Genomic DNA, 25,752 nt, shown 5'->3' with positions numbered 1-25,752 from the left:
TAGGCGGAGATACCGTTGACGGGCAGTACAGAGAAGGAGTCGTACGCCATGGAGCACATCTCCGCAGCCGCCTGGCTCACGGAAGCCGCGAACGCGGCAGACAAGCAGGGCCCGGGCAATCTGCTCCGCGTCGTACTGATTGTCATGATCATCGGCGCGGTCCTGGGCGCCTGGTTCCTGCTGCGCGGCTACAAGCGCGACAACTGAGGCGGCATCGGCAGAAGCGGCCATCGGGCGGCGAGGCGGTCGCGGCAACCGGCTTCCCGAACGGCGGAGTCGGCGTGTTCGCGGCCGAGGCGCCCGCATACGATGGGCCGACGTCCTTATGCCGCCCACACCGGATAGGTCCTGCCGAGATGAGCTTCCAGAGCACCGCCGCACAGTTGGTCACCGTCGCCGCCGAGGGCGAGAACGGCGGCAACCACGAAAGCCTCAGCCCGTACCTGACCGGCGGTGGGGCCCTGTTCATCCTGCTTCTGCTGCTGTGGATCACCACGCGCTTCAACCGGGACCGCTGAGCCCCACCGGGCCCGCTCCGGGCCCCTGTCGGCCGGAGCTCCTCGGCCGGGCCGGTAGGGTCTGCACGCATGGGAGAGCAGGACATGCCTACCGGTCCGGCGAGTGACACGGAGAGCGGCGCCGTCGGCGCCGCCACGGGCCGTGCGAGCGACACGGCCGGCGGCACGGCGAAGCGCCTGACGGTCGGCCCCGGCAACGGCCCCTCGAATCCGGGCAAGCGCCGCCTCGGCGTCATGGGCGGCACCTTCGACCCGATCCACCACGGGCACCTGGTCGCGGCCAGTGAGGTCGCCGCGCAGTTCCACCTCGACGAGGTGGTGTTCGTGCCGACCGGGCAGCCGTGGCAGAAGACCGACCGCAAGGTCACCCCGGCCGAGGACCGCTACCTGATGACGGTCATCGCGACCGCCGAGAACCCGCAGTTCTCGGTCAGCCGGATCGACATCGACCGCGGCGGCCCGACCTACACGACGGACACGCTGCGCGACCTGCGCGCGCTCAATCCGGACGCGGACCTCTTCTTCATCACCGGCGCCGACGCGCTCGGCCAGATCCTCACCTGGCGCTACACCGAAGAACTGTTCTCCCTCGCGCACTTCATCGGGGTCACCCGGCCCGGTCACACCCTGACCGACCCGGGGCTCCCGGAGGGCGGTGTCTCGCTCGTCGAGGTTCCCGCGCTCGCCATCTCGTCCACAGACTGCCGTGCGAGGGTCGCCAAGGGCGACCCCGTCTGGTACCTGGTTCCGGACGGTGTGGTGCGCTACATCGACAAGCGTGAGCTGTACCGCGGCTAGTGAGCCGAGAGGGGCACCGGTGAACGACCGATACGACGGATACGCGGGCGGCGACCAGTACGAACTCGTCGGCTACGACGAATTCGGGCAGCCTGTGTACCGACAGGTGCCGCAGCAGCCTGCGCAGGGGTACGACGGCTACGACGCCCAGCAACAGGGCTACGGCTACGACCCCTATGCGACGGGCCGCCAGGAACCCGTCCAGCCCTATGACACGGGCCGACAGCAGCCTGTGTCGCCGTATGACACCGGTCAGCACCAAACGGTGTCGTCCTATGACACCGGCCAGCAGCCGTCCGCGCCCTCGTACGACCGCTTCGACGCGTTCGGCACCGGTGCGCCCGGAGCCGGCGGGAGCACCTCGACGTCGTACGACCCCTATGAGCAGAACCCCGGCACGGCGGGCGCCGCGAGTACCGGGCAGCAGCCCCGGGCCGCCGAGCAGACCGCCTACATCCCGCAGCAGGCCGGGCCGGCGGAGGACGGTGCCCCACGGGCCGACCGGGACTACCGCACCGAACAGTTCGCCTTCGTCGAGGAGCAGGAAGCCGAGTCCGAAGACGTCATCGACTGGCTGAAGTTCACCGAGAACCGCACCGAGCGACGCGAGGAGGCCAAGCGCCGCGCCCGCAGCCGGGTCGTCTCCCTGGTCGTGGTCGTCGCCCTGGTCGCGGTCGGTGGCGCCGGCTACCTCTGGTACGCGGGCAAGCTCCCCGGCACGGCCTCGGACAGCAAGCCGGGGACCACGACGGCCGTGACCGCCCAGAAGCGCGACGTGATCGTCGTCCACCTGCACAACACCAAGGGCAGCGGCACCTCCACGGCCCTGCTCGTCGACAACACCACCACCAAGCAGGGCACCACCGTCCTGCTGCCCAACTCCCTTGCCCTGACGGACGACGACGGATCGACGACCACGCTCGCCAAGTCCGTCGACGACGACGGATCGTCCGGGACGCGGGACGCGATCGACACCGTGCTCGGTACCAGCATCCAGGGCACCTGGCGGCTCGACACCCCCTACCTGAACAACCTCGTCGAGCTCGTCGGCAACATCGACATCACCACCAACGCCGACGTGCCGGACCCCGGCTCCAAGAAGAAGGGCGGGGCCCCGCTCGTCAAGAAGGGCGAGGACCAGACCCTCAGCGGCAAGATGGCCGTCGCCTACGCCACCTATCGGGCCTCCGGCGAGGCACAGAACGCACAGCTGGAGCGGTTCGGGCAGGTCATGCAGGGGGTGATGCGCAAACTGTCCTCGGACAAGCAGGCCGCGACCACCACCGTGCAGACCCTGGCGCAGATCCTCGACCCGTCCCTGACCGACCAGGACCTCGGCGCCTTCCTCGCCCAGCTCGCCGATCTCGCCAAGGGCGGCGACTACAAGACCGCGCTGCTGCCCGTGCAGCAGGACGGCACCCTGAGCGAGAGCGCCTCCGACAGCGTGATCAAGGACGTCCTGGGCGGTACGGCGAAGAGCCCCGAGGCCGGCGCCGCGGTCCGCGTGGGCATCAAGAACGCCACCGGCGACAAGGCGGCCGCGAGCCAGGCCCGTGTCGTCCTGGTCAACGGCGGCTACACCTATCTGGACTCCGGCACCGCCGGCGCCGCGCAGAGCGTGTCGCAGATCACCTACCGCGACGCGGCCAAGAAGGACGACGCCGTCGAGGTCGCCAAGACCCTGGGTCTGCCCACCAGCGCGGTCAAGAAGGGCACGGTCACCACCAACGCGGACGTGTCCGTCGTCCTCGGTCAGGACTACGAGGTCAGCAGCACTCCCAAGGGGTGACCGGCATCACGCCCCGGGGCATCCCGGGGCGTGATCGTCGAAACGCGTGGGGTGTCCTCGGCGGTCCGTGAGACCCTTGAGTCATTACTGACCGCCGACGGAAAGCCGCGTAGTGACCGCCACGGACCGCTCCATCGAGCTCATCAAGACCGCCGCACAGGCGGCCGCCGACAAGCTCGCGCACGACATCATCGCCTACGACGTCAGCGACGTGCTCTCCATCACCGACGCCTTCCTGCTGGCGTCCGCGCCCAACGACCGCCAGGTCAAGTCGATCGTCGACGAGATCGAGGAGCGGCTGGGCAAGGAGCTCGGCGTCAAGCCGGTACGCCGCGAGGGCGACCGCGAGGCGCGCTGGGTGCTCCTCGACTACATCGACATCGTGGTGCACGTCCAGCACAGCGAGGAGCGCGTCTTCTACGCCCTCGAGCGACTGTGGAAGGACTGCCCGGAGCTGGACCTGCCCGAAGAGGCCAAGGCGACCCGCGGCAAGGGCGCCGAGCACGCCAAGCTCCAGGCCGAGGAGGACTCCGCCGAACTGGGGGAGCTGCGGTGAGCGCCGGGGCCGGGAACAAGGCGGGCGTGAAGGACGGCGGGAAGCCGGGCCGGGGCCGCCGCGTCATCCTGTGGCGGCACGGCCAGACCTCCTGGAACGTGGACCGCCGCTTCCAGGGCTCCACCGATGTCGAGCTGACCGAGACGGGCATCGGGCAGGCCCGTCGCGCCGCCCGGCTGCTCGCCTCGCTCAAGCCCGACGCCATCGTCGCCTCGGACCTCAAGCGCGCCGCCGCCACGGCCGCCGAGCTGGCCGAGCTCACCGGCCTCGACATCACCCACGACGAGGGCCTGCGCGAGACCTACGCGGGCGTCTGGCAGGGGCTGACGCACGAGGAGATCATCGCCCGCCACGGCGACGAGTACGCCGCGTGGAAGCGCGGCGAGCCGGTACGCCGCGGTGGGGGCGAGCTGGAGACCGAGGTCGCCGACCGCGCCGCACCCGTGGTGCTGCGGCACGCGGAGAAGCTCCCCGACGACGGCACCCTCGTCGTCGTCAGCCACGGCGGCACGATCCGCACCACCATCGGCCGCCTGCTCGGCCTGGAGTCCCAGCACTGGGAGAGCCTCGGAGGCCTTTCCAACTGCTGCTGGTCCGTCCTCGGTGAAGGCGCCCGCGGCTGGCGGCTCCTGGAGCACAACGCCGGCACACTGCCGGAGCCGGTGCTCGGCGACGACGACTGAGCGGTGCCGGACGGCCCTCGTCCGGTCCCGCGGGACCGGCGGGACCGGATTTCACTTTCCGGCTGGTCGCAGGCTAAAGTTCTTCTTGTTCGGCCCGCAGGGCGGGAAGAACACAAGGGGCTATAGCTCAGTTGGTAGAGCGCCTGCATGGCATGCAGGAGGTCAGGAGTTCAATTCTCCTTAGCTCCACAGATCGACTCTCTGTCGAGTTGTCGAAGATCAGTGATGAAGGATCCCGTTCCCGTCAGGGAGCGGGATTTTTTCATTGCCGCCGAAGCCGAAGCCGAAGCCGAAGCCGAAGCCGAAGCCGAAGCCGAAGCCATGGCCGCCACCATCACCGGGAGTTCGTACTCGGGGAAGCCGCGGGGACAGTCCGGCTCAGGCACCGTGAACAGCGTCCACAGCGCCTTGCCCATGCCCGAGTTGAGGGCCTCCGGTGTGAAGAAGAGGCCGCGGCGGGCGCAGTTGGTGGCGTACGCCGTACAGCTGATCGCCGGCGCGCGGCCACCCTGCGGCCTGCGGACCCGCCCGGGGTCGGCGACTCGACCGCCTCCGGCTCGTCCAGGGTGCCGGTATGTCCGACTTGGCGCGGCGGTCGGCCCGTCCTCCTGGCAACGCGCCCTGATCCCCGGCGGACTGCTCGTGACCGTGGCCCGGCTCGGCCGGTTCACGGGAGTCGTGGTCTTCGGCACACTCTTCTTGAACCGGCTTGAGTCACTTGGGGCCCTCGGGGCGTATACCTCTGAGGACGCGCTCCTGGCGTGCACGTATGCGCTGGCCGCGACAGCTGTGCTGGGTGCTGTGTCCGGACTGGTACGAAGGCGTCGCTGACCGTATTGCTCCGGCCGTGGCAGAATCAAACGGCCGGAAGGGGGCGCGGCCCGACGGGAGGGAGAAGCGATGCCTGCCAGCATCCTCGAGGAGGTCGACGATCTCCTCGAAGTGGCACTGAACCGGAAGCAAGCCACCCTCCTCGACTGCCCTTCCTGCGGATCGGTCCACGTTGCCCAGGTCCTCGGCGACAACGGTGGAATCTCCTACGTGTGCACGGCCTGCGGCCACAGCTGGAGCTGATTGATGGGTGCGCACAGGCGGAAATGCGATTGGTGCGGCAGTGGTACGCCGATCGTCCGCGACATGGAGCCGGTCAACCACGACTACCAGTACTGGTGTGAGGAGTGCGCGCGGGCGCTGATCATAAAAGGCGACCCGATCGAGACGTACCGCGAGCTGGAGGGCGAGCCGATCTACGGACGGCTCCTCGACGAGCACTGCACCTTGAAGCGGTTCTACTCGTTCGCCACTGCTTGACCCCGAGTCCGGCCGGGGTGCCACGCAACCGGGCGCCGTTTCGGTGCAGTTCCTGCCTGCCCGTCGGCGAGGTCCGCGCCGTGGCGGGTACCGGAGCGACGGGCGAAGCCGTCACCGCGCGCTTCACGGCCGCTCAGGAGCGGCGTTCACGCTGCTCGCGGCCAACGGGCCGCCGCGAGGCCGGTAAGGCCCGCCAGGGGTCACGTGGCGACCCGGAGTGTCGGCCTCCCGATCCCGTCCCGGCAGACCCGACTGCGCCTCCTGAATCCCCGGCTCCGCCTCCGGAAGTCGCCCGATGGAAGATGCCTTAAATGAAACATCTACGCCCAAATCGGTACAGACGGGAAACGATTTGGTGGTGCACCAGGGGGACCGTGTAATGTTGGCGTCGCCGCCGGGGAAACCGGGCGACACGGTGAATACGCGGCCTCGCCGCGTTGCCACAAGGGGCTATAGCTCAGTTGGTAGAGCGCCTGCATGGCATGCAGGAGGTCAGGAGTTCAATTCTCCTTAGCTCCACAGACGTTGAAAGCGGGCCACCCGATCAGGGTGGTCCGCTTCTTCGTTGTCCGGCGGCCCTCGCGGAACGTGTCGAAGGCGGGCCACCGTTTCCGGTGGCCCGCTTCTTCGTGGTCAGCGGCCGCTGCCGAGAGCGCGGCGACCGCGCCCCTGGGAGAGGACCGGCAGGTTGTTCCGCGCCGGCGCGGAGGACCTGGTGTCCTCCTCGAGGCGCAGGGCGAGCGCCGGGCAGCGGCGCACCGCACGCAGGGCCTTCGCCTCGGCGTACCGGGGCACCGCGGCCTGCGCGACGGTGGGGAAGCCGTCGGCGCCCAGTTCGAAGACCTCGGGGAGGATGTCGGCGCACAGGCCGTGCCCGCGGCACAGCGTCCAGTCGACGTAGATCTTCTGGCGGCTGGGACCCGTCTCCTGTTCGCCCTGGCCGCCCAGGATGCCCGTGGGCAGCTGGCCGCCCTCGAAGAGCGGCAGAACGCCCTCCACGGGCCTTCCGCAGCCGTTCCCGAGGACATGCGCGGCCAGGTCGTCGGTGAAGGCCTTGAGGGTCGACTCGATGAACATCGCCGAGCCGTCCGGGTGGGAGCAGGCGCCGCGCCGCTTCACGGACTTGGCGACCTGCTTCACGGCCTCGAGGGCCGCCGGGCCGCCGCCGTTGAGGATGTCCTCCAGGCCGCGTGCCGCGGCGGGCAGACCCAGGTAGCAGGGACCGCACTGTCCCGCGCTCTCCTCGGCCAGCCACTGTGCCACCCGCAGCGACTCGCCCAGGGGGCATGTCTGCTGGGTGATCGGGAGGATGGCGCCGGCGCCGAGCGCACCGCCCACCGCGGCCAGGGAGTCGCGCGAGACGATCGCCTCGTTGACCGTCGCCGCGTCCAGCCACTTGCCGTGATAGCCGCCGGTCAGCACGCCCTGCGGCATCGGCGGGGCGCCGGCCAGCTGGAGGACGTACCGCAGCGGTACACCTGTGGGGACCTCGATCACCATGGGGCGCCCGACGGCGCCCGAGACGGTGAGCATGACGGTGCCGGGCTCGTCGTACAGGCCTGTGTTGCGGTAGCGGTCCGGGCCGATGCGGGCGGCGATGGCCAGCTGCGCGAACGTCTCGGCGTTCGACAGCAGGGTGGGCGCGCCCCCGACGCCGGTCTGGGACGCGCTGACCTTGCGGCCCGGTGGGATGGCCGGGCCGCCGTCGATCGAACGGATCAGCGAGGCGGCCGCTCCGGTGACCATCCGTACCGGATTGCGCTGCACGCGCGCGCGGAGAGGCGATCCGCGCCGGTTGCTCAGCCCGCGCTCGGCCAGCGCGGCCTCCATCGAGCGCTGCGTGGACTCGCGGGTCACACCGATCACGAGGGTGCGCGCGCCCATGGCCTCCGCGGCCAGCAGGGCGCCGTCGAGGATGAGGTGCGGGGCACGGTTGATGAGCACCGTGTCCTTGCGGCAGGCCGGTTCGTCCTCGCTTCCGTTGACGACCACCACCGGGCGGATGCCCTTCTTGATGGCCGATTCGGCGACCGAGCGCAGCTTTTTGGCGAAGGGGAAGCCCGCGCCGCCGCGGCCCTTCAGGGAGATGGCTTCGGCGAGGTTCGCGAGCTGTTCTCCGCCCATGGGTTCGAGCGGTCCGTGCACCTTGAGGTGCATGGGGAGATCAAGGCGTTCAACCAGGTCAAAACCCGACGTGAGCTGCGGAAGTCCGACTACGCGGACTTCCGGGACGTCGGGCAGGGCCTCGTTCACTTAAAAGCCTCCGGAAGGGGCGTTCCATGATTCACCGGAGCCAGGAGCGTCGTAGGCGCCCGGCAGTACGTCAGTCGTGGGACCGCTGTCGTACGTGTCGTTGGTGTTGTACGTGCGGTAGGACGCGTTCGTCTCACCGGTGTCGTACACATCACTCGTGCCGTAGGCGTTGGCGGGCGGATTGTTGTAGACCGGGACGGTATATCCGGTGTCGTTCAGCGGGTCGTACGCCGATTGCGGTGCCTCGCCGACGGGGGGCGGTGTGGGGACGGGCCAACTGCCGGACGTGCTGCCGTTGTCGACGCGGGGAAACGTCTCGGTGGGCTGCATGTTCATGGGCATCTGGAACTGCTGCGTCGAGGCGGGCGCGGAACCGTCGCCGGGGCCGGACATGGCTCGGTAGGCCGCGGCGAAGCCGTTCGTGCTGGTGCCCGTCGCCGCGGGGTCGGGCGCGCCGCCGTACTGAGGGGAGGGGGACGGCGTGCGCTGGGAAGGCACGAAGTTGTCGCCCGCGGACTGGGCGGAGCGCGACTCGCCCACGGCGGCACGGGACGCTTCCAGGTCCTCGCGGAACCCGCGGGCGCCGGGGCTGTTGTTGTCGCCGATGATCGCCAGGACCCGCGCCGCGACCTTGCGCTTGAAGGGGGCGGGCGCCGATCGCAGGGCGAGGGCCGCCATGACCGCGACCAGGCACAGGCTGTAGAGGATCGTGAAGATCGGCTTCGCCGCGCGACCCGCGTAGAGGCCGTGGATCAGTGCGGCGCACCAGGCCGGGTAGGCCAGCATGTGCACCGCGCGCCAGCGGGCCGCGATCGGTGCCGGCGAGGCGAAGGCGCTGCGCAGCGCGCCGGTGATCGCCGTGAAGATCATGAGCAGTCCGGCCAGCGAGCCGAAGCCGATGAGCCCGGCCGTGCCGGTGATGCCGAGGCCGAAGGGGACCAGGGCGGCGAGCAGGGTCGTGTGGTCGAGCGCGATCTTGACCGTGATGTGCAGCAGCAGGAAGGCGACCGAGGACACGGCGGTCGTCCGGTGCACCGCCTGCGCCACCAGCCGCTGGCGGGTGTTCAGGAAGACGCGGTCGGTCGCGACCAGCCCCCAGATCACGGAGCACGACAGGGCGACCAGCGACAGCACGCCGGCGCCGAAGTTCAGGAAGTCGCGGAGTTCGTTGCCGCCTACCAGCACCACCACGGGTATGAGGAGCAGGACGGCAGCGCTGGCCGCCCCGTAGGCCGAACGGCCCGCCCGGGGAAGCGAGCTGTTGTTACGACGAGGGTTCATGGAGGGGGTACTCCCAACGGTTCGGGGAAGCGGTCCCGAAGCCGCACTCTAGGTCGAGAAATACCGACGGGTTCGAGGTTTGAGTTATTGCGTTGTTACCAAAGGGCAATCAGGTCTTTGTGTTGTCCCTAAGCGTCCGTTACGCGAAGTAAAATTTGAACTTTGTTCAACTCTCTCGATGGTCACGGAGGGTGGCACGGGGTGCCGAACGGCCCGAAAGCTCGTCGCCGTTCGCACAGGCGCTGGGGTACCCTGACGCCATGCGTGCCGTACGCCTCCTGCTTAGCGAGCCGCGCTGATCAGTCCCGACCACTGACGCATCGTGGTCGGCATCGGCGCGGCGTCCCCTCCTGTGCGAGGGGCTTTTTCATTTCTTGAGTGTCACAGCCGCTGGCAGAGACGATCGATGGAGCTTTGAGGATCATGAGCGAGACGAACACCGCTGCCACCGCCGAGGTGGCCGCGCCGCACCGCTACACGGCCGCCCTGGCCGCTGACATCGAGGCACGCTGGCAGGACTTCTGGGACGCCGAGGGCACGTACGAGGCTCCGAACCCTAGCGGCGACCTGGCCGGGGACCCCGAGCTGGCCGCCCGGCCCAAGAAGTTCATCATGGACATGTTCCCGTATCCCTCGGGCGCGGGTCTGCACGTGGGTCACCCCCTGGGCTACATCGCCACCGATGTATTCGCCCGGTTCCAGCGGATGACCGGCCACAACGTCCTGCACACTCTGGGCTTCGACGCCTTCGGCCTGCCCGCCGAGCAGTACGCCGTGCAGACCGGCACGCACCCGCGCGTGTCCACCGAGGCCAACATGGAGAACATGAAGGTCCAGCTGCGCGCGCTGGGTCTGGGCCACGACAAGCGCCGGTCGTTCGCCACGATCGACCCGGAGTACTACAAGTGGACCCAGTGGATCTTCCTGCAGATCTTCAACTCCTGGTACGACGACGAGGCCGCCAAGGCCCGCCCCGTCTCCGCGCTGGTCGCCCAGTTCGAGAGCGGTGAGCGTGCCGTTCCCGCCGTCGGCGGCACCACGCGCGCGTGGAACGAGCTGAGCGCCACCGAGCGCGCCGACGTCCTGAGCGGCTACCGCCTGGCGTACGCCTCCGACGCACCGGTCAACTGGTGTCCCGGCCTGGGCACCGTCCTGGCCAACGAGGAGGTCACCGCCGACGGGCGTTCCGAGCGCGGCAACTTCCCCGTCTTCAAGGCCAAGCTGCGCCAGTGGAACATGCGCATCACCGCCTACGCGGACCGCCTGCTGGACGACCTGGACGCCCTGGACTGGCCCGAGGCCATCAAGCTGCAGCAGCGCAACTGGATCGGCCGCTCCGAGGGCGCCCGCGTCGACTTCCCGATCGACGGCGAAGCGATCACGGTCTTCACCACCCGCCAGGACACCCTGTTCGGCGCCACTTACATGGTGCTGGCGCCGGAACACCCGCTGGTCGAGAAGTTCACCCCGGCCGCCTGGCCCGAGGGCACCCACGAGGTGTGGACCGGGGGTCACGCGACGCCCACCGAGGCCGTCGCCGCCTACCGCGCGCAGGCCGCCTCGAAGTCCGACGTCGAGCGGCAGGCCGAGGCCAAGGACAAGACCGGCGTCTTCACCGGGACGTTCGCGACCAACCCGGTCAACGGCGAGAAGGTCCCGGTCTTCATCGCCGACTACGTACTGATGGGCTACGGCACCGGCGCGATCATGGCCGTTCCGGCGCACGACGGCCGCGACTTCGCGTTCGCGCGCGCCTTCGAACTGCCCATGCGCTGTGTGGTCGAGCCCTCGGACGACCGCGGCACCGACGCCTCCACCTGGGACGACGCCTTCGCCTCGTACGACGCGAAGATCGTCAACTCCGCCGGCGACGACGTCTCCCTGGACGGCCTGGGTGTGGTCGACGCCAAGGCGCGCATCACGGAGTGGCTGGAGCGCCGGGGCATCGGCGCGGGCACCGTCAACTTCCGGCTGCGCGACTGGCTGTTCAGCCGCCAGCGCTACTGGGGCGAGCCCTTCCCGATCGTCTACGACGAGGACGGCGTCGCCCACCCGCTGCCCGAGTCGATGCTGCCCCTGGAGCTGCCGGAGGTCGAGGACTACTCGCCGCGCACCTTCGACCCGGACGACGCGCACACGTCCCCGGAGACCCCGCTGTCGCGCAACGAGGACTGGGTCGCCGTCACCCTGGACCTGGGTGACGGCCGTGGTCCGCAGAAGTACCGCCGCGAGACCAACACCATGCCCAACTGGGCCGGTTCCTGCTGGTACGAGCTGCGCTACCTGGACCCGCACAACGACGAGAAGCTGGTCGACCCGGCCATCGAGCAGTACTGGATGGGCCCGCGCGAGGGCCAGCCGCACGGTGGCGTCGACCTGTACGTCGGCGGTGCCGAGCACGCCGTGCTGCACCTGCTGTACGCCCGCTTCTGGTCGAAGGTCCTGTTCGACCTGGGCCACATCTCCTCGGCCGAGCCGTTCCACAAGCTGTTCAACCAGGGCATGATCCAGGCCTACGTGTACCGCGACAGCCGCGGCATCGCCGTGGCGGCGGCCGAGGTGGAGGAGCGCGACGGCGCGTACTACCACCAGGGCGAGAAGGTCTCCCGGCTGCTGGGCAAGATGGGCAAGTCCCTGAAGAACGCCGTCACCCCGGACGAGATCTGCGCCGAGTACGGCGCGGACACCCTGCGCCTGTACGAGATGGCGATGGGTCCCCTGGACGTGTCCCGTCCGTGGGACACGCGCGCGGTGGTGGGCCAGTACCGGCTGCTGCAGCGGCTGTGGCGCAACGTCGTCGACGAGGCGACCGGCGAGGTCACGGTCGTCGGCACCGAGCCGGACGAGGACACGCTGCGTGCCCTGCACAAGGCCATCGACGGGGTACGCCAGGACCTGGAGGGCATGCGGTTCAACACCGCCATCGCCAAGGTCACCGAGCTGAACAACCACCTGACCAAGGCGGGCGGCCCGGTCGCGCGCCCGGTCGCCGAGGCCCTGGTGCTGATGGTCGCGCCGCTGGCCCCGCACATCGCCGAGGAACTGTGGCGCAAGCTGGGCCACACCGAATCGGTCGTCCACCAGGACTTCCCCGTCGCCGACCCCGCGTACGCCGTCGACGAGGCCGTGACCTGCGTCGTGCAGATCAAGGGCAAGGTCAAGGCGCGCCTGGAGGTCTCCCCGTCGATCTCCGACGAGGAACTGGAGAAGGTGGCGCTGGCCGACGAGAAGGTCGTCGCGGCGCTGGGCGGCGCGGGAATCCGCAAGGTGATCGTGCGCGCGCCGAAGCTGGTGAACATCGTTACGGCGTAGCTGCCACGGTATGGCCGCCACGGCGTGCCGGGCAGCGGGCGTCCGGCCTCCGGCCGATGCCCGTGCCCGGTCCGGGCGTGGCCGGCTCGGGGTAGTCCCCTACGGGCAGGTTCGGGGTTCTTCCGGAACTCCGAACCTGCCCGCAGCGTTTACCGTTGAGAGCGCGGCGACAGCTGCCGCGACCGGTCCGAGGAGGAGTGTGATGGGTACCGTGATCACAGTGATCGCCCTGCTCTTCCTGCTGTTCGTGGTGCTCGGCGCGTATGCGACGGTGAAGGTGATCGGCGCCGCCAAGCGCGGCGTGGACCGCACGATCTCGCAGGCCCGCCGCAGGGTCGAGGACACCACCCTGCGCGCGAAGACCTTCGCCCAGCCCGGGCCCCAGGGCGAGCTCGCCCAGCTCCGGCTGTCGCTGCGCACCTCGATGCGGTCGACCCAGGACGCGCTGCAGGCGAGCGTGGCGGAGGACGAGTCCCTCAAGGAGTCGCTGAGCCTCTTCGAGCGGCTCAGCGCACACGGGCACGAGCTGGACGCCGAGCTGAAGCGCCTGGAGACCGAGCCCGACCGCGGAACGCTCGCCACACGGCTGCCCGGTCTGCGCGAGCGCACCCAGCGGATCACGCAGTCGGCCGACTCGCTTCGCTGGGCCGCGCGTGACCGGGCCCACCGCTTCGCTGACGACGACCTGGACACGCTGAGCGCCCAGATCGACGTGGAGGCCGGCGCGCTGCGTCACTGGACCAAGGAGCCGGGGCCCGCCGCGTCCTGGCCCGACGCTCCCGCGGCGGACGCGAGCACCTCCGGCGGACAGACCTGGCCGCAGACCCCGGACTCCACTACGCCGGAGCAGCCGACGCGTTCCGCCATCACGCCGCCGGGTCAACGGCCCGTCTACCCTTGGCAGAAGAAGCCCCGCCCCGAGAGCACGACATGATCAGGCCGTCCCGACCGCAGGTCGAAGGGGCCGGGCTGCCGCCCGCCCGTCCCGCCAGGTAACCTCCAGCTCATGTCCCGCCATGTCGCGATCGTCACCGATTCAACGGCCTACCTGCCGCCGCGGACGATGGAGCGCCACGGCATCACAGCGGTCCCCCTGACCGTGGTCCTCGGTGACCAGGCGCTCGAAGAGGGCACCGAGATCTCGGCCCGCTCCCTGGCCCAGGCACTGCAGAAGCGGCGTCCCGTCACGACGTCCCGCCCCAGCCCCGAGATGTTCGCCGCGACCTATCGCAGGGTCGCCGAGTCCGGCGCCACCGGCATCGTCTCGCTGCATCTGTCCTCCGAGTTCTCGGGCACCTACGACGCGGCGGTGCTCGCGGCGCGTGAGGCCCCGGTACCGGTGCGTGTGGTGGACACCGGGATGGTCGCGATGGCCCTCGGGTTCTGTGCGCTGGCCGCGGCCGAGTCCGCGGAGGCGGGGGGAACCATCGACGACGCGGTCACGGCCGCGGAGAAGCGGGCCGCGGGCACGTCCGCGTACTTCTACGTCGACACCCTCGACTACCTCCGCCGTGGAGGCAGGATCGGGGCCGCGCAGGCTCTGCTGGGTTCGGCGCTCGCGGTGAAGCCGCTGCTCCAGCTGGACGACGGCCGCATCGAACTTCTCGAAAAGGTCCGCACGGCGTCCAAGGCGATCGCCCGCCTGGAGGAGATCGTCGCCGACCGTGCGGGCAGCGCGCAGGTCGACATCGCCGTTCACCATCTGGCGGCTCCCGATCGTGCGGCGGCCCTCGCGGACCGTCTGCGGGCGCGGGTGCCGGGGCTGGCCGAATTGCACGTGAGCGAGGTGGGCGCCGTGATCGGAGCCCACACGGGGCCCGGGTTGCTCGGGGCGGTTGTGTCGCCACGCTGAGGCCGGCCCCTCTGCGGCTTGTGTGCGTCACCCGTCCGGGTGGCGGAGATATCCACAACTGGGCAGCTTTCCACCGGAATTGAGCAAGATCATCGCGATGTGGCGAGATGTCGGATCCTCGTCGCATGGCACTTCGATCAAGCACACGCACTGCCACACCGACCAGCGGCCCGGGTCGAGGCCCCGCCTCCGACAGCCGCAGCCGCCATCGCCGTCGCCACCCGCGAGGCCGGGTCCTTCGCCACGAGGTATCGGCCGCGGCCCTCCGCCTGCGCGCCGAGGCGCTCTTCACCGAACGCGCGCAGGGGCGGCGGGAGTCGGGGAACGCGCCGCCTGGGGCGGACCGCGATGTCGGGGCCGGCCCGAGGGCGAACACGGGTGTCTGTACGGGCGTTCTGACCGATGTCCGGCGACCTGGGAACCGTCCGGGTGGGGCCGACGGCCGTGACTCCGGTCCGGATGGGGGCGGACCCCTGTGGGCCGACCGCTCGCGGACCGACGGGTCGGCGACCGCGAGTGCGCCGGCCCTGGAGGCGGGCGCGTGGCGGGATCGGGCCGGGCTCGCCGTGCGGGAGCGGCTCCCGCTGTGGTTGCAGTCGCGGTGCGGTCTTGAGCGCAGGAGCGTGGGCGCACTGACCGTGCTGCTGATCGTGGCCGCCGTCTTCGCCGTGCAGCACTTCTGGGCCGGCAGGACACAGCCGGTCCGAGCCCCTGAAGTGGTGCGCGCGGCGGCACCGTACGGCGGGAAGGGCGGGGCGCGGGAGCAGCCAGGTGCGGCATCCGGGTCCTCGACCGGAGCTTCGAGCCCCGCCGGCGCCGCCGGGAGCGCGATCGTCGTGGATGTCGGCGGAAAGGTACGCGCTCCCGGACTCCAGCGGTTGTCGGCCGGTTCCCGCGTCGAGGACGCCTTGCGCGCCGCCGGCGGGGTACGGCCCGGCACGGACACCGACGGTCTCAACCGCGCGCGTCTCCTCGTGGACGGCGAACAGATCGTGGTCGGCGCGCCCGCGTCCCCGGCGGGGGCGGGAGCGGGCGGTCCGGGGCCGGTCGGCGCCGGAGGATCCGCGGCAGGTGCGGCACCCTCCGTGCCGATCACCCTCAACACGGCCACCGTCGACCAGCTCGACAGCCTGCCCGGCGTCGGTCCCGTCCTGGCCCGGCACATCATCGACTACCGCACGACGCACGGCGGTTACCGCTCGGTCGACGAACTCCGTGAGGTCAAGGGAATCGGAGACCGTCGTTTCGCCGATCTCCGGACCCTGGTGCAGCCATGACCGGTTCGGGGAGGAGGGCCGAGCGGCCCGGGCCGGATGAACCGGGTATGCCGGATGCGTCAGGCATGCCGAGCGAGCCGGGTGTGTCAGGCATGCCGAGCGAGTTGGGGGTGTCGGACGAGCCGGGCGAGCGGGAAAGCGTCCCGATATACCCGCCAGGCCTCCCCGGTGCCGCCGGGCGGAGGTCCGTGCACGCCACCTCAGGAAGGCGGCTGGGGGCCTCGCACCCCAGGGCGGAGGGGCCGACCGACCTCCGGCTCGTGGTGCCCGCCGTCGCGGCCTGGGTTACGGCGGCCGTGACGGTCGGGGTGTCGCCGGGCTGGGCCACGGGTGTGGTCGTGGTGTCCCTGGTCGGCGGTGGTGTCCTGCTGGCGGCAGGGCGCGCAGGCGCGCGCCCGGGGCAGGGACGAGCGGTCGCGCGGTCGGGTTCGTGGCCGTGGGTGTCCGTCGCCGCCGTGCTGCTCTGTGCCGGAGCGGCCGCGGCCTCCGCGGGGTTGCACGGAGCGGACCTGCGACGTGGACCTGTTCCCGCACTCGCGACGCGGTTCGCCCACGTGACCGCGGAGGTGGAGGTCACCTCCGATCCACGGCTCACCCGGCGCCGGGTCATCGGGGACCGCGTCGCTGCGACGGCGCTGCTGTTCGACGCGGAAGTCACGCGGATCACCCGGGCGGACGGCACGGTGCTGGCGACGCGGACGCCGGTGCTGGTGATCGTCGACGCGCGCTCGCGACGGGGTTCGCCCCGGGAGGCAGGCGGGCGCTCGCCCTGGTTGTCGCTGCTGCCGTCCACCCGGCTGCGGGTGGCGGCGCGGGTCGTGCCCGCGCTGTCGGACGGGGACGACATCGCGGCGGTGTTGCGAGTGCGGGGGAGCGCCCCGCCGGAGGTGGTGGGGGAACCGTCCGGGCCGCAGCGGTTCGCCGGCCGACTGCGCGAGGGGCTACGGAAGGCGACGGACGGTCTGGACACGGACGCTCGGGCGTTGCTGCCGGGGCTGGTGGTGGGCGACACCTCACGCGTCACGCCGGAGCTGGACGACGCCTTCAAGGCCACCGATCTCACCCACCTCCTCGCTGTCAGCGGCGGCAACTTCACGATTCTGCTGGCGCTGTTCATCGGGCCACCGGGTCTCGCCCAGCGAGCCGAGCGCAGGGGCCTCGCACCCCGGCTCGGTGTGCCCCTCCGGGCGACCGCACTGCTCGGCGGGGCGCTCACTCTCGCCTTCGTGATCGTGTGCCGACCGGACCCGAGCGTGCTGAGGGCAGCGGCCTGCGGATCGATCGCGCTGCTCGCCATCGCGACCGGGCGCCGCAGATCGCTGATCCCGGCGCTGGCCACCGCGGTTCTCCTCCTCGTGCTGTATGACCCCTGGCTGGCCCGCAGTTACGGATTCCTGCTGTCCGTCCTCGCGACCGGAGCCCTGCTCACGCTCGCCCCGCGCTGGAGCACGGCGTTTCAGCGGCGTCGCGTGCCTCCGCGTCTTGCCGAGGCGCTCGCCGCGGCCGCCGCGGCGCAGGCCCTGTGCGCGCCGGTGGTGGCCCTTCTCTCGGCCCGGGTGAGCCTGGTGGCGGTGCCGTGCAATCTGCTCGCGGAGTTCGCGGTGGCGCCGGCCACGGTGCTGGGTTTCGGAACACTGGCCACGGCCTCCGTGGCGATGCCCGTGGCCGAAGTCCTGGCGTGGTGCGCGAGTTGGCCCGCCCGTTGGATCGCGGACATCGCGCGCACGGGGGCGGCCCTGCCCGGCGGGGGAGTGGACTGGCCGGGCAGTTGGACGGGCGCCCTGCTCCTGGCCCTCGTCACGGTGGTCGTCGTGGTCGTCGGTCGACGGCTGCTGAGACATCCGCTGCTGAGCGGTGCCTGTGCGGTGCTGTTCCTGCTGGTCGTGGTGCAGCCGCCGCCGCTCACCAGGGTGATCACGGGGTGGCCGCCACCCGGCTGGAGGTTCGTGATGTGTGATGTGGGGCAGGGCGACGCCACGGTGCTCGCGGCGGGTGACGGCAGCGCGGTGGTGGTGGACGCGGGGCCCGACCCGGTGCTGGTCGACCGCTGCCTGAGCACGCTCGGCGTCACCAGAATCCCGCTCGTGGTTCTGACGCACTTCCACGCCGACCATGTCGCGGGGCTGCCGGGTGTGCTCCACGGGCGTTCGGTGGGCGCGATCGAGGTGACCGGGTTCGAAGAGCCGCTGGACCAGGCCGAGTTCGTACGAAGGGAGGCGGCCGCACGGCACATTCCCGTGACTCGGGCCGTGGCGGGGGAGCGGCGGCGTACGGGAAGCCTCGACTGGCGGGTGCTGTGGCCGCCGCCGGATCCGGCTCCGGCCCCGGACGGTCCGAACGACGCCAGTGTCACCCTGCTCGTACGGTCCGCGGGGCTGAGGCTGCTGTTGCTCGGTGACCTGGAACCGCCCGCGCAGCAGGCCTTGTCGAGATCGCCGGCGGCCACGGAGCTGGGTGGCGTGGACGTGCTCAAGGTCGCCCATCACGGGTCGGCCTATCAGGATCCGGAACTCATACGCAGGGTGGCTCCGCGGCTCGCGCTCATCTCGGTCGGCGGCGACAACCCGTACGGACACCCTGCCCCGAGCACGGTCGCGGCTCTGCGGGCCGGGGGCGCCGTGGTCCTGCGCACCGACCAGGACGGGGCGCTCGCGGTCACCGGTGAGGGCGAAGGGCTGAGCGTGGCGGGACACTGAAGGCATGAATTCCGCACAGGCCGACGCCTACCTTCGCCGAATCGGGGCCCAGCACCCGGCATGGCCCACGTCCGATGTGCTCCGCGAGCTCCAACTGCGCCATCTGCAGACCGTGCCGTTCGAGAATCTGTCGATCCACCTCGGCGAGAAGATCGTGCTGGAGGAGAAGAGGCTGCTGGACAAGGTGGTGGACGCTCGCAGAGGAGGCTTCTGCTACGAACTGAACGGTGCGTTCGGGGCGTTGCTGGGGGCGTTGGGCTTCGATGTGACGTATCTCGCGGCCCGGGTGTACGGGGACGAGGGGAAGCTGGGGATTCCCTACGACCATCTCGCCCTGCGGGTGCGGACGGTGGACGGCGGTGACTGGCTGACCGACGTCGGGTTCGGGGCGCACAGCCACTACCCGTTGGCCTTCGGGGAGCGAGGGGAACAGCGGGACCCCGGCGGGATGTTCCGGGTCGTGGAGTCGGGGCCGGACGCGGCCGGGGTGCGGGGTGCCGACGGGTCGCGGGAACGCGAGGACCTCGACGTCCTCATGGGCGACAAGCGCCAGTACCGCCTGGAGGTACGGCCGCGCGCGCTCGGGGACTTCGTCGTAGGAGCCTGGTGGCACGGCACTTCGCCGCTGTCGCACTTCACCCGGTCACTGGTCTGCTCGCGGGTCACGGAGGACGGGGAGCGGATCACGCTCAGCGGACGCAAGTTCACGCTGACGAAGGCCGACGGGACCAAGGAGGTGTCGGAACTGGCCGCCGACGAGGAGGTGCTGGCCACCTATCGAGAGCGCTTCGGGATCGAACTGGACCGGGTGCCGGAGGTCAGGGGCGCTCAGTAGCTCGAGGTGACAGGGGGCTGGGGCCGGGCTGCCGCGCGAGGGCCGACCCCGATCCCCACCCCGGCGTCGGCCGCGTCGGGCGTATCGGAAAATGGTCACGTGAGCGATGTGAGACATGTGCTGGTGCTGCCCGACCGCGATGCCGCGGAAGAGGCGGCGGAGGCCGTCGGTGACCGGTTCGGACTCTTCGAGGAGCCGCAGCTCGTCCGGGACGCGCTGGCGGGCGAGGACGATGCCGAGGACGCGCAGTGGCTGGTGGTGCTGACGGACCCCGAGTCGCGGCTGGACCCGAAGGAGCTGGACGAGTTCGCGGCGGAGTGGGACGGCTGGCACGAGGAGCCGTGACCCGAGCCCGGGCTGGATCGGTATCCCGAGCTGGACCGCTATCCCGAGCCCGAGCCCGAGCCGGATCGGTGTCCCGAACCCCGGGCTGGACAGGGACCCGAGCCCCGCGGTGGACAGCGACACGGGGCGGGGTCGGGGAGGTCGGCCGCTCCCGCGGGAGTGGCTTGCGGCATGCGTTGTCGGTGGCGCGTGGGATGCTTTCGGTGATGGCCAAGAAGACCGCTCAAGACGACCCTCTCGCCCCTGTCACGCTGGCAGTGGGCCAGGAGGATCTCCTGCTCGACCGTGCCGTGCGGGAGGTGGTGGCCGCCGCCAGGGCCGCCGACGCCGACACGGACGTACGGGACCTCACTCCGGACCAGTTGCAGCCCGGCACGCTCGCCGAGCTGACGAGTCCCTCGCTCTTCTCCGAGCGCAAGGTCGTGGTCGTACGCAACGCGCAGGATCTGTCGGCCGACACGATCAAGGACGTCAAGACGTATCTGGGGTCGCCCGCCGAGGAGATCACCCTCGTGCTCCTGCACGCGGGCGGGGCCAAGGGCAAGGGGCTGCTCGACGCCGCGCGCAAGGTGGGGGCGCGGGAGGTGGCGTGTCCCAAGATGACGAAGCCGGCGGATCGGCTGGCGTTCGTGCGGAGCGAGTTCCGGGCGCTGGGCCGGTCGGCCACGCCGGAGGCCTGCCAGGCGCTGGTGGACTCCATCGGAAGTGATCTGCGCGAGCTGGCGTCCGCCGTGTCGCAGTTGACCGCGGATGTCGAGGGGACGATCGACGAGGCCGTCGTCGGGCGGTACTACACCGGGCGGGCCGAGGCATCCAGCTTCACCGTGGCCGATCGGGCCGTGGAGGGGCGGGCCGCGGAGGCCTTGGAGGCGTTGCGATGGTCGCTGTCGACCGGCGTGGCTCCCGTCCTGATCACCAGTGCGCTCGCGCAAGGGGTGCGGGCGATCGGAAAGCTGTCCTCCGCGCGGGGTGGCAGGCCCGCCGACCTGGCCCGTGAGCTGGGGATGCCGCCGTGGAAGATCGATCGGGTGCGGCAGCAGATGCGGGGATGGACACCCGACGGGGTCGCCGCGGCCCTCACGGCCGTCGCGGAGGCGGATGCCGGGGTCAAGGGCGGCGGGGACGATCCCGAGTACGCCCTGGAGAAGGCGGTCGTCGCCATCGCGCGGGCGGCTCGCTCCGGCCGGCGATAGCCGGTCCGTCCTGATCGGCGTCGGCCGGTCCGTTCCGGTCGGCGTCAGCGGTTCCGTCCGGGTCCGCGTCAGCCGAGCCGCCCGGGTCGGCAGTCAGTCGGTCCGTTCTGGTCGGCGTCAGCCGGTCCGTCCTGATCGGCCAGCTGGTCCATCCGGGTCCGCGTCAGTCGGACCGTCCGGGTCGGCGTCAGTCGGTCTGTTCCGGTGGTCTGTTCCGGTTCGAATTTCTGACCTGTGCCGTCGCCGGGCGACAGGGGCACCGCATACCGAAGGCCCCGCTCGTTCTCCCGGGGAAGGGAGGCGGCGGGGCCTTCGGTTCGAGCTGGTGGATTCACGCCCGCGTGGCGAACGCAGATCGTGCGTGAATCCGGGGTGTCGGGTGGGAGCGGGGAGAGAGGGCCCGCTCGGGTCCAGCCGACGGTCAAGTCAGGGGTTGAGTCCGCGAGGACTCAGCCGACTCAGCCCTTGAGGGCGGCGACCTTCGAAGCAAGCGCCGACTTCTTGTTGGCGGCCTGGTTCTTGTGGATGACGCCCTTCGAGACGGCCTTGTCGAGAGCGCGCGACGCGGCGCGCGTGTACTCGGTGGCCTTCTCGACGTCACCCGCGGCAGACGCCTCGCGGGCCTTGCGGATCGCGGTCTTCAGAGAGGACTTGACGGCCTTGTTGCGCAGCCGGGCCTTCTCGTTGGTCTTGATCCGCTTGATCTGGGACTTGATGTTCGCCACGAATGAGCCTTTACAGGTTCAGGCGCGCGAGACAGCACGTCTCACTCGCCGTTTGATTTTCTTGGGTGCGTCTCCTGCTGAGAGGGCACGAGACACAGCTACCCAGGCTACCAGCCACGGTCCGAGCGGCCCAAACCGGCCGTCCGCCCCTTGTCCGCGGGCCCCGAGCCGGTTGCGGATGCCCCGCTCACCGCCCCCGCTCACGCGGCCCGAACCGGTCGCAGGTCCCCGCGCGTGGGACCATGGAACCTACGTATCGATCCGACCCGAGGCGACAGGCGCCTCAAGAGACAGGACCCTGCGTGCCCGCGACCCCTAACAATGTGCCCGAGCCGAGCCGTACCGCCCCGGCTCTGATCCGCAATTTCTGCATCATCGCGCACATCGACCACGGCAAGTCCACGCTCGCCGACCGCATGCTCCAGCTGACCGGGGTGGTCGACGCGCGGCAGATGCGTGCTCAGTACCTCGACCGTATGGACATCGAGCGCGAGCGCGGCATCACGATCAAGTCCCAGGCGGTCCGGCTGCCCTGGGCGCCGACCGAGGATCCCGGCAAGACCCACATCCTCAACATGATCGACACCCCCGGGCACGTCGACTTCACGTACGAGGTGTCCCGGTCCCTCGCTGCCTGCGAGGGCACGGTCCTGCTGGTCGACGCGGCCCAGGGCATCGAGGCGCAGACTCTCGCCAACCTCTACCTGGCGATGGAGAACGACCTCAAGATCATCCCCGTGCTGAACAAGATCGACCTGCCGGCCGCCCAGCCGGAGAAGTTCTCCGAGGAGCTCGCCAACCTCATCGGGTGCGACCCCACGGACGTGCTGAAGGTCTCCGCCAAGACCGGCCTGGGTGTCGAGGCACTGCTCGACCGGGTGGTCGCGGAGATCCCCGCCCCGGTCGGCGTCCAGGACGCCCCCGCCCGCGCGATGATCTTCGACTCGGTCTACGACTCCTACCGCGGTGTCGTGACGTACGTGCGTGTCATCGACGGCCAGCTCAACAAGCGTGAGCGGATCCGGATGATGTCCACCGGCGCCACCCATGAGCTGCTGGAGATCGGTGTCACGGCCCCCGACATGAACGCGGCCGACGGGCTCGGTGTCGGTGAGGTGGGTTACCTCATCACCGGTGTGAAGGACGTCCGCCAGTCCAAGGTCGGTGACACGATCACCACCCTGCACAAGGGTGCGACCGAAGCGCTCGGCGGGTACAAGGAGCCCAGGCCCATGGTCTTCTCGGGCCTCTATCCGCTGGACGGGTCCGACTACCCCGAGCTCCGCGACGCCCTGGACAAGCTCCAGCTCAACGATGCCGCGCTGGTGTACGAGCCGGAGACGTCGGCTGCGCTGGGCTTCGGTTTCCGTGTCGGTTTCCTCGGGCTGCTGCACCTCGACGTGATCCGTGAGCGCCTGGAGCGCGAGTTCGGGCTCGACCTGATCGCGACCGCGCCCAACGTGGTCTACCGCGTCGTGATGGAGGACCGCAGCGAGCACGTCGTCACCAACCCGAGCGAGTTCCCCGAGGGTAAGATCGACGATGTGTACGAGCCCGTCGTGCGGGCGACCATCCTCGCTCCCTCGGAGTTCATCGGCGCGATCATGGAGCTGTGCCAGACCCGGCGCGGCACCCTGCTCGGCATGGACTACCTGTCCGAGGACCGGGTCGAGATCCGATACACGCTGCCGCTCGCGGAGATCGTCTTCGACTTCTTCGACCAGCTGAAGTCCAAGACCCGCGGCTATGCCTCGCTGGACTACGAGCCCACCGGCGAGCAGGCCTCCAGTCTGGTCAAGGTCGACATCCTGCTGCACGGCGACAAGGTCGACGCCTTCTCGGCGGTCACGCACAAGGACGCGGCGTACGCGTACGGGGTCCGGCTGGTCGCCAAGCTGCGCGAGCTGATCCCGCGGCAGGCCTTCGAGGTGCCCATCCAGGCGGCCATCGGCTCCCGGGTCATCGCCCGCGAGACCATCCGTGCCATCCGCAAGGACGTCCTCGCCAAGTGCTACGGCGGTGACATCTCCCGTAAGCGGAAGCTGCTGGAGAAGCAGAAGGAGGGCAAGAAGCGGATGAAGATGGTGGGCTCTGTGGAGGTTCCGCAGGAGGCATTCATCGCCGTGCTGTCCAGCGACGACAGCGGTGGCTCGGCCAAGGGCAAGAAGTAGTCACGCCGAATGCCGTAATTCAGGGCCCGTCGCGCTTCGGCGCGGCGGGCTCTGTGCTTGTCTCCGGGGTATGTCCTGGAGGAATAGACGACCCGCCGCCTCTTACGCACCGGCCGGACGCGCTCTAGTCTGATCTCTGCTCGGTAGTTACTCGCGAGTTAAACAACAGCCGCAATTGAGCCAGCCGCCGCACTGCCGCGGGCCCCGGAGGACGTCGTGAGCGACACACATACCCTGATCGAGAACCGTCCGCCGTCCGTCGCGGCCCTCTTCCTGGAGCGCGTGGCGGCCACACCGGACGCCGAGGCATACCGTTACCCGGTACCGGCCTCGGGCGAAGCGCCGGACGACTGGAAGTCGCTGACCTGGGCGCAGGCCGCCGAGAGGGTCTTCGCCGTCGCCGCCGGTCTGATCGAACTCGGTGTACAGCCGGAGCAGCGCGTCGCGCTCGCCTCCTCGACGCGGGTCGAATGGATCCTGGCCGACCTCGGCATCCTCTGCGCGGGCGCGGCCACCACGACCGTGTACCCGCAGACCAACGCGGAGGAGTCGGCGTTCATCCTCTCCGACTCCGCCAGCAAGGTCCTCATCGCGGAGGACGCGGCCCAGCTCGCCAAGGCCCGGGAGAAGCGCGCGGAGCTTCCCGAGCTCACGCGGGTCGTCGTCATCGACCCGGAGGGCGTGGAGACCGACGACTGGGTCCTCACGCTGGCCGAGCTGGAGGCGCGCGGTACCGCGTACCTGGAGAAGCACCCCGAGCTGATCAAGGAGCGCGTCGGCGCGATCACCGCCGACCAGCTCGCGACGCTCATCTACACCTCCGGCACCACGGGCCGCCCCAAGGGCGTCCGCCTGCCGCACGACAACTGGTCGTACATGGCGAAGGCGATCGCCGCGACCGGCCTGGTCGGCGCGGACGACGTCCAGTACCTGTGGCTGCCGCTCGCGCACGTCTTCGGCAAGGTCCTCACCTCCGGCCAGATCGAGGTCGGGCACGTCACCGCCGTCGACGGCCGCGTGGACAAGATCATCGAGAACCTGCCGGTGGTGCGGCCGACGTACATGGCGGCCGTGCCGCGCATCTTCGAGAAGGTCTACAACGGGATCGCGACCAAGGCGCGGGCCGGCGGCGGCGCCAAGTACAAGATCTTCCAGTGGGCCTCCGAGGTCTCCCGCGAGTACGCGAAGGCCAGCCAGGACAACTTCCGCCGTACCGGCTCGGCCTCCGTGCCCTTCGCGCTCGGCGCCAAGCACAAGGTCGCCGACGCGCTCGTCTTCGCCAAGATCCGCGAGGCCTTCGGCGGCAACCTGCGCGCCTGTGTCTCCGGCTCCGCCGCGCTCGCACCGGAGATCGGCTACTTCTTCGCCGGCGCCGGCATCCACATCCTCGAGGGCTACGGGCTCACCGAGTCCTCCGCCGCCTCCTTCGTGAACCCGGGCGAGGCCTACCGCACCGGCACGGTCGGCAAGCCGCTGCCCGGCACCGAGGTGCGCATCGCGGACGACGGCGAGATCCTGCTGCGCGGCCCCGGCATCATGGAGGGCTACCACGGGCTGCCCGAGAAGACCGCCGAGGTGCTCGAGGCGGACGGCTGGTTCCACACCGGCGACATCGGTGAGCTGTCCCCGGACGGCTATCTGCGGATCACCGACCGCAAGAAGGACCTCATCAAGACCTCGGGCGGCAAGTACATCTCGCCCGCCGAGGTCGAGGGCCAGTTCAAGGCCGTCTGCCCGTACGTCTCCAACATCCTCGTGCACGGCGCCGACCGGAACTTCTGCACCGCGCTCATCGCCCTCGACGAGCCCTCCATCCTCGACTGGGCCAAGGACAACGGCCTGGGCGGCAAGTCGTACGCCGACGTCGTCGCGGCTCCGGCCACGATCGCCCTCGTCGAGGGTTATGTGAAGGAACTCAACGCGGGCCTCCAGCGCTGGCAGACCATCAAGAAGTTCCGTCTCCTGCCCCGCGACCTGGACGTCGAGCACGGCGAGATCACCCCGAGCCTCAAGCTGAAGCGCCCGGTCGTCGAGCGGGAGTACAAGCACCTGATCGACGAGATGTACGCGGGGACGCGCGAGGCATAGTCCTCGGTCCGCGGCCCTGGGTTCTGTGGGGGCGGGGTCGTGCGGGGCTGTACCGCGACAGAGCGGTGC

Annotated in this window: 22 protein-coding genes, 2 tRNA genes and 1 pseudogene; 21 read left to right on the top strand and 4 right to left on the bottom strand. The window is 70.3% G+C overall.

Translation table 11 applies throughout. The annotated features are described in order from the left end of the window. Positions 1-15: 15 nt before the first annotated feature. The 7 genes from ACWD68_RS19460 to ACWD68_RS19430 all read left to right on the top strand — a co-directional run bounded on the left by ACWD68_RS19460 (position 16) and on the right by ACWD68_RS19430 (position 4,533). Positions 16-207, top strand: coding sequence for a hypothetical protein (locus tag ACWD68_RS19460; RefSeq protein WP_451807684.1), 192 nt, complete (start codon positions 16-18; stop codon positions 205-207). 149 nt (positions 208-356) lie between these two features. Next, complete coding sequence (locus ACWD68_RS19455; RefSeq protein WP_266758661.1) at positions 357-518, top strand: hypothetical protein; 162 nt, start codon at positions 357-359, stop codon at positions 516-518. Between the two features lie 69 nt (positions 519-587). After that, positions 588-1,316 carry a nicotinate-nucleotide adenylyltransferase gene (gene nadD / locus ACWD68_RS19450; RefSeq protein ID WP_451807648.1) on the top strand — a complete coding sequence of 243 codons (729 nt, stop codon included), beginning with the start codon at positions 588-590 and terminating at the stop codon, positions 1,314-1,316. 19 nt (positions 1,317-1,335) lie between these two features. After that, positions 1,336-3,105 (top strand): LCP family protein, encoded by a 1,770-nt coding sequence (locus tag ACWD68_RS19445; RefSeq protein ID WP_451807647.1) that lies wholly within the window; start codon positions 1,336-1,338, stop codon positions 3,103-3,105. A 112-nt stretch (positions 3,106-3,217) separates the two neighbouring features. Continuing rightward, positions 3,218-3,661: a ribosome silencing factor gene (gene rsfS, locus ACWD68_RS19440; protein WP_451807646.1), complete on the top strand. Its 444-nt coding sequence runs from the start codon at positions 3,218-3,220 to the stop codon at positions 3,659-3,661. Continuing rightward, positions 3,658-4,344, top strand: a complete 687-nt coding sequence (locus ACWD68_RS19435) for a histidine phosphatase family protein (protein ID WP_451807645.1) — start codon at positions 3,658-3,660, stop codon at positions 4,342-4,344. Before rsfS ends, ACWD68_RS19435 begins: the two co-directional genes overlap by 4 nt. A 116-nt stretch (positions 4,345-4,460) precedes the next feature. Beyond that, positions 4,461-4,533, top strand: a tRNA-Ala gene (locus tag ACWD68_RS19430). On the opposite strand, the gene ACWD68_RS19425 is transcribed toward ACWD68_RS19430, so the two are convergent. Continuing rightward, the gene (locus ACWD68_RS19425) at positions 4,515-4,760 is read right to left on the bottom strand and encodes a hypothetical protein (RefSeq protein WP_451807683.1); all 246 of its coding nucleotides are present in this window, start codon (positions 4,758-4,760) and stop codon (positions 4,515-4,517) included. The genes ACWD68_RS19430 and ACWD68_RS19425 overlap by 19 nt on opposite strands. A 217-nt stretch (positions 4,761-4,977) precedes the next feature. Here ACWD68_RS19425 and ACWD68_RS19420 point away from each other — a divergent pair. The 4 genes and pseudogenes from ACWD68_RS19420 to ACWD68_RS19405 form a co-directional block, all read left to right on the top strand. Further along, positions 4,978-5,175: pseudogene (locus tag ACWD68_RS19420) on the top strand (MFS transporter); the annotation flags it as partial. A 69-nt stretch (positions 5,176-5,244) separates the two neighbouring features. Beyond that, the gene (locus ACWD68_RS19415; protein WP_451807644.1) at positions 5,245-5,418 is read left to right on the top strand and encodes a hypothetical protein; all 174 of its coding nucleotides are present in this window, start codon (positions 5,245-5,247) and stop codon (positions 5,416-5,418) included. Positions 5,419-5,421: 3 nt separating this feature from the next. Then, complete coding sequence (locus ACWD68_RS19410; protein WP_010986886.1) at positions 5,422-5,655, top strand: hypothetical protein; 234 nt, start codon at positions 5,422-5,424, stop codon at positions 5,653-5,655. Positions 5,656-6,101: 446 nt separating this feature from the next. Then, positions 6,102-6,174, top strand: a tRNA-Ala gene (locus tag ACWD68_RS19405). A gap of 114 nt (positions 6,175-6,288) precedes the next feature. On the opposite strand, the gene ACWD68_RS19400 is transcribed toward ACWD68_RS19405, so the two are convergent. Together ACWD68_RS19400 and ACWD68_RS19395 are read right to left on the bottom strand one after the other, a co-directional pair. Next, the gene (locus ACWD68_RS19400; protein WP_451807643.1) at positions 6,289-7,908 is read right to left on the bottom strand and encodes an NADH-ubiquinone oxidoreductase-F iron-sulfur binding region domain-containing protein; all 1,620 of its coding nucleotides are present in this window, start codon (positions 7,906-7,908) and stop codon (positions 6,289-6,291) included. Further along, positions 7,909-9,189, bottom strand: coding sequence for a cytochrome b/b6 domain-containing protein (locus ACWD68_RS19395; protein WP_451807642.1), 1,281 nt, complete (start codon positions 9,187-9,189; stop codon positions 7,909-7,911). It lies immediately after the preceding gene. 423 nt (positions 9,190-9,612) lie between these two features. On the opposite strand from ACWD68_RS19395, the gene leuS reads away from it, so the two are divergent. The 8 genes from leuS to holA all read left to right on the top strand — a co-directional run bounded on the left by leuS (position 9,613) and on the right by holA (position 20,699). Then, positions 9,613-12,501 carry a leucine--tRNA ligase gene (gene leuS, locus ACWD68_RS19390; protein WP_451807641.1) on the top strand — a complete coding sequence of 963 codons (2,889 nt, stop codon included), beginning with the start codon at positions 9,613-9,615 and terminating at the stop codon, positions 12,499-12,501. Positions 12,502-12,703: 202 nt separating this feature from the next. Beyond that, positions 12,704-13,435 (top strand): hypothetical protein, encoded by a 732-nt coding sequence (locus tag ACWD68_RS19385; protein WP_451807640.1) that lies wholly within the window; start codon positions 12,704-12,706, stop codon positions 13,433-13,435. 72 nt (positions 13,436-13,507) lie between these two features. Further along, a complete protein-coding gene (locus ACWD68_RS19380; protein WP_451807639.1) occupies positions 13,508-14,353 on the top strand; it encodes a DegV family protein in 846 nt (281 codons plus the stop codon). A 125-nt stretch (positions 14,354-14,478) separates the two neighbouring features. Continuing rightward, positions 14,479-15,630, top strand: coding sequence for a helix-hairpin-helix domain-containing protein (locus ACWD68_RS19375; protein ID WP_451807638.1), 1,152 nt, complete (start codon positions 14,479-14,481; stop codon positions 15,628-15,630). Positions 15,631-15,818: 188 nt separating this feature from the next. Next, positions 15,819-18,326 carry a ComEC/Rec2 family competence protein gene (locus ACWD68_RS19370; RefSeq protein ID WP_451807637.1) on the top strand — a complete coding sequence of 836 codons (2,508 nt, stop codon included), beginning with the start codon at positions 15,819-15,821 and terminating at the stop codon, positions 18,324-18,326. Positions 18,327-18,330: 4 nt separating this feature from the next. Then, on the top strand, positions 18,331-19,161 hold the full coding sequence (locus tag ACWD68_RS19365) for an arylamine N-acetyltransferase family protein (protein ID WP_451807636.1): 831 nt from the start codon (positions 18,331-18,333) through the stop codon (positions 19,159-19,161). A gap of 99 nt (positions 19,162-19,260) precedes the next feature. Continuing rightward, a complete protein-coding gene (locus ACWD68_RS19360) occupies positions 19,261-19,506 on the top strand; it encodes a hypothetical protein (RefSeq protein ID WP_451807635.1) in 246 nt (81 codons plus the stop codon). 206 nt (positions 19,507-19,712) lie between these two features. Beyond that, positions 19,713-20,699, top strand: coding sequence for a DNA polymerase III subunit delta (holA, locus tag ACWD68_RS19355; RefSeq protein WP_451807634.1), 987 nt, complete (start codon positions 19,713-19,715; stop codon positions 20,697-20,699). A 458-nt stretch (positions 20,700-21,157) separates the two neighbouring features. Here the strand turns inward: holA and rpsT are convergent, their stop codons facing one another. Beyond that, a complete protein-coding gene (gene rpsT / locus ACWD68_RS19350) occupies positions 21,158-21,424 on the bottom strand; it encodes a 30S ribosomal protein S20 (protein ID WP_261702665.1) in 267 nt (88 codons plus the stop codon). 302 nt (positions 21,425-21,726) lie between these two features. On the opposite strand from rpsT, the gene lepA reads away from it, so the two are divergent. Together lepA and ACWD68_RS19340 are read left to right on the top strand one after the other, a co-directional pair. Next, complete coding sequence (lepA, locus tag ACWD68_RS19345; protein WP_451807633.1) at positions 21,727-23,595, top strand: translation elongation factor 4; 1,869 nt, start codon at positions 21,727-21,729, stop codon at positions 23,593-23,595. A gap of 216 nt (positions 23,596-23,811) precedes the next feature. Next, on the top strand, positions 23,812-25,683 hold the full coding sequence (locus tag ACWD68_RS19340; RefSeq protein ID WP_451807632.1) for an AMP-dependent synthetase/ligase: 1,872 nt from the start codon (positions 23,812-23,814) through the stop codon (positions 25,681-25,683). Positions 25,684-25,752 lie beyond the last annotated feature (69 nt).

Source organism: Streptomyces sp. NPDC005141, from assembly GCF_053599975.1.
This window is presented reverse-complemented; position numbering and strand designations above follow the sequence as displayed.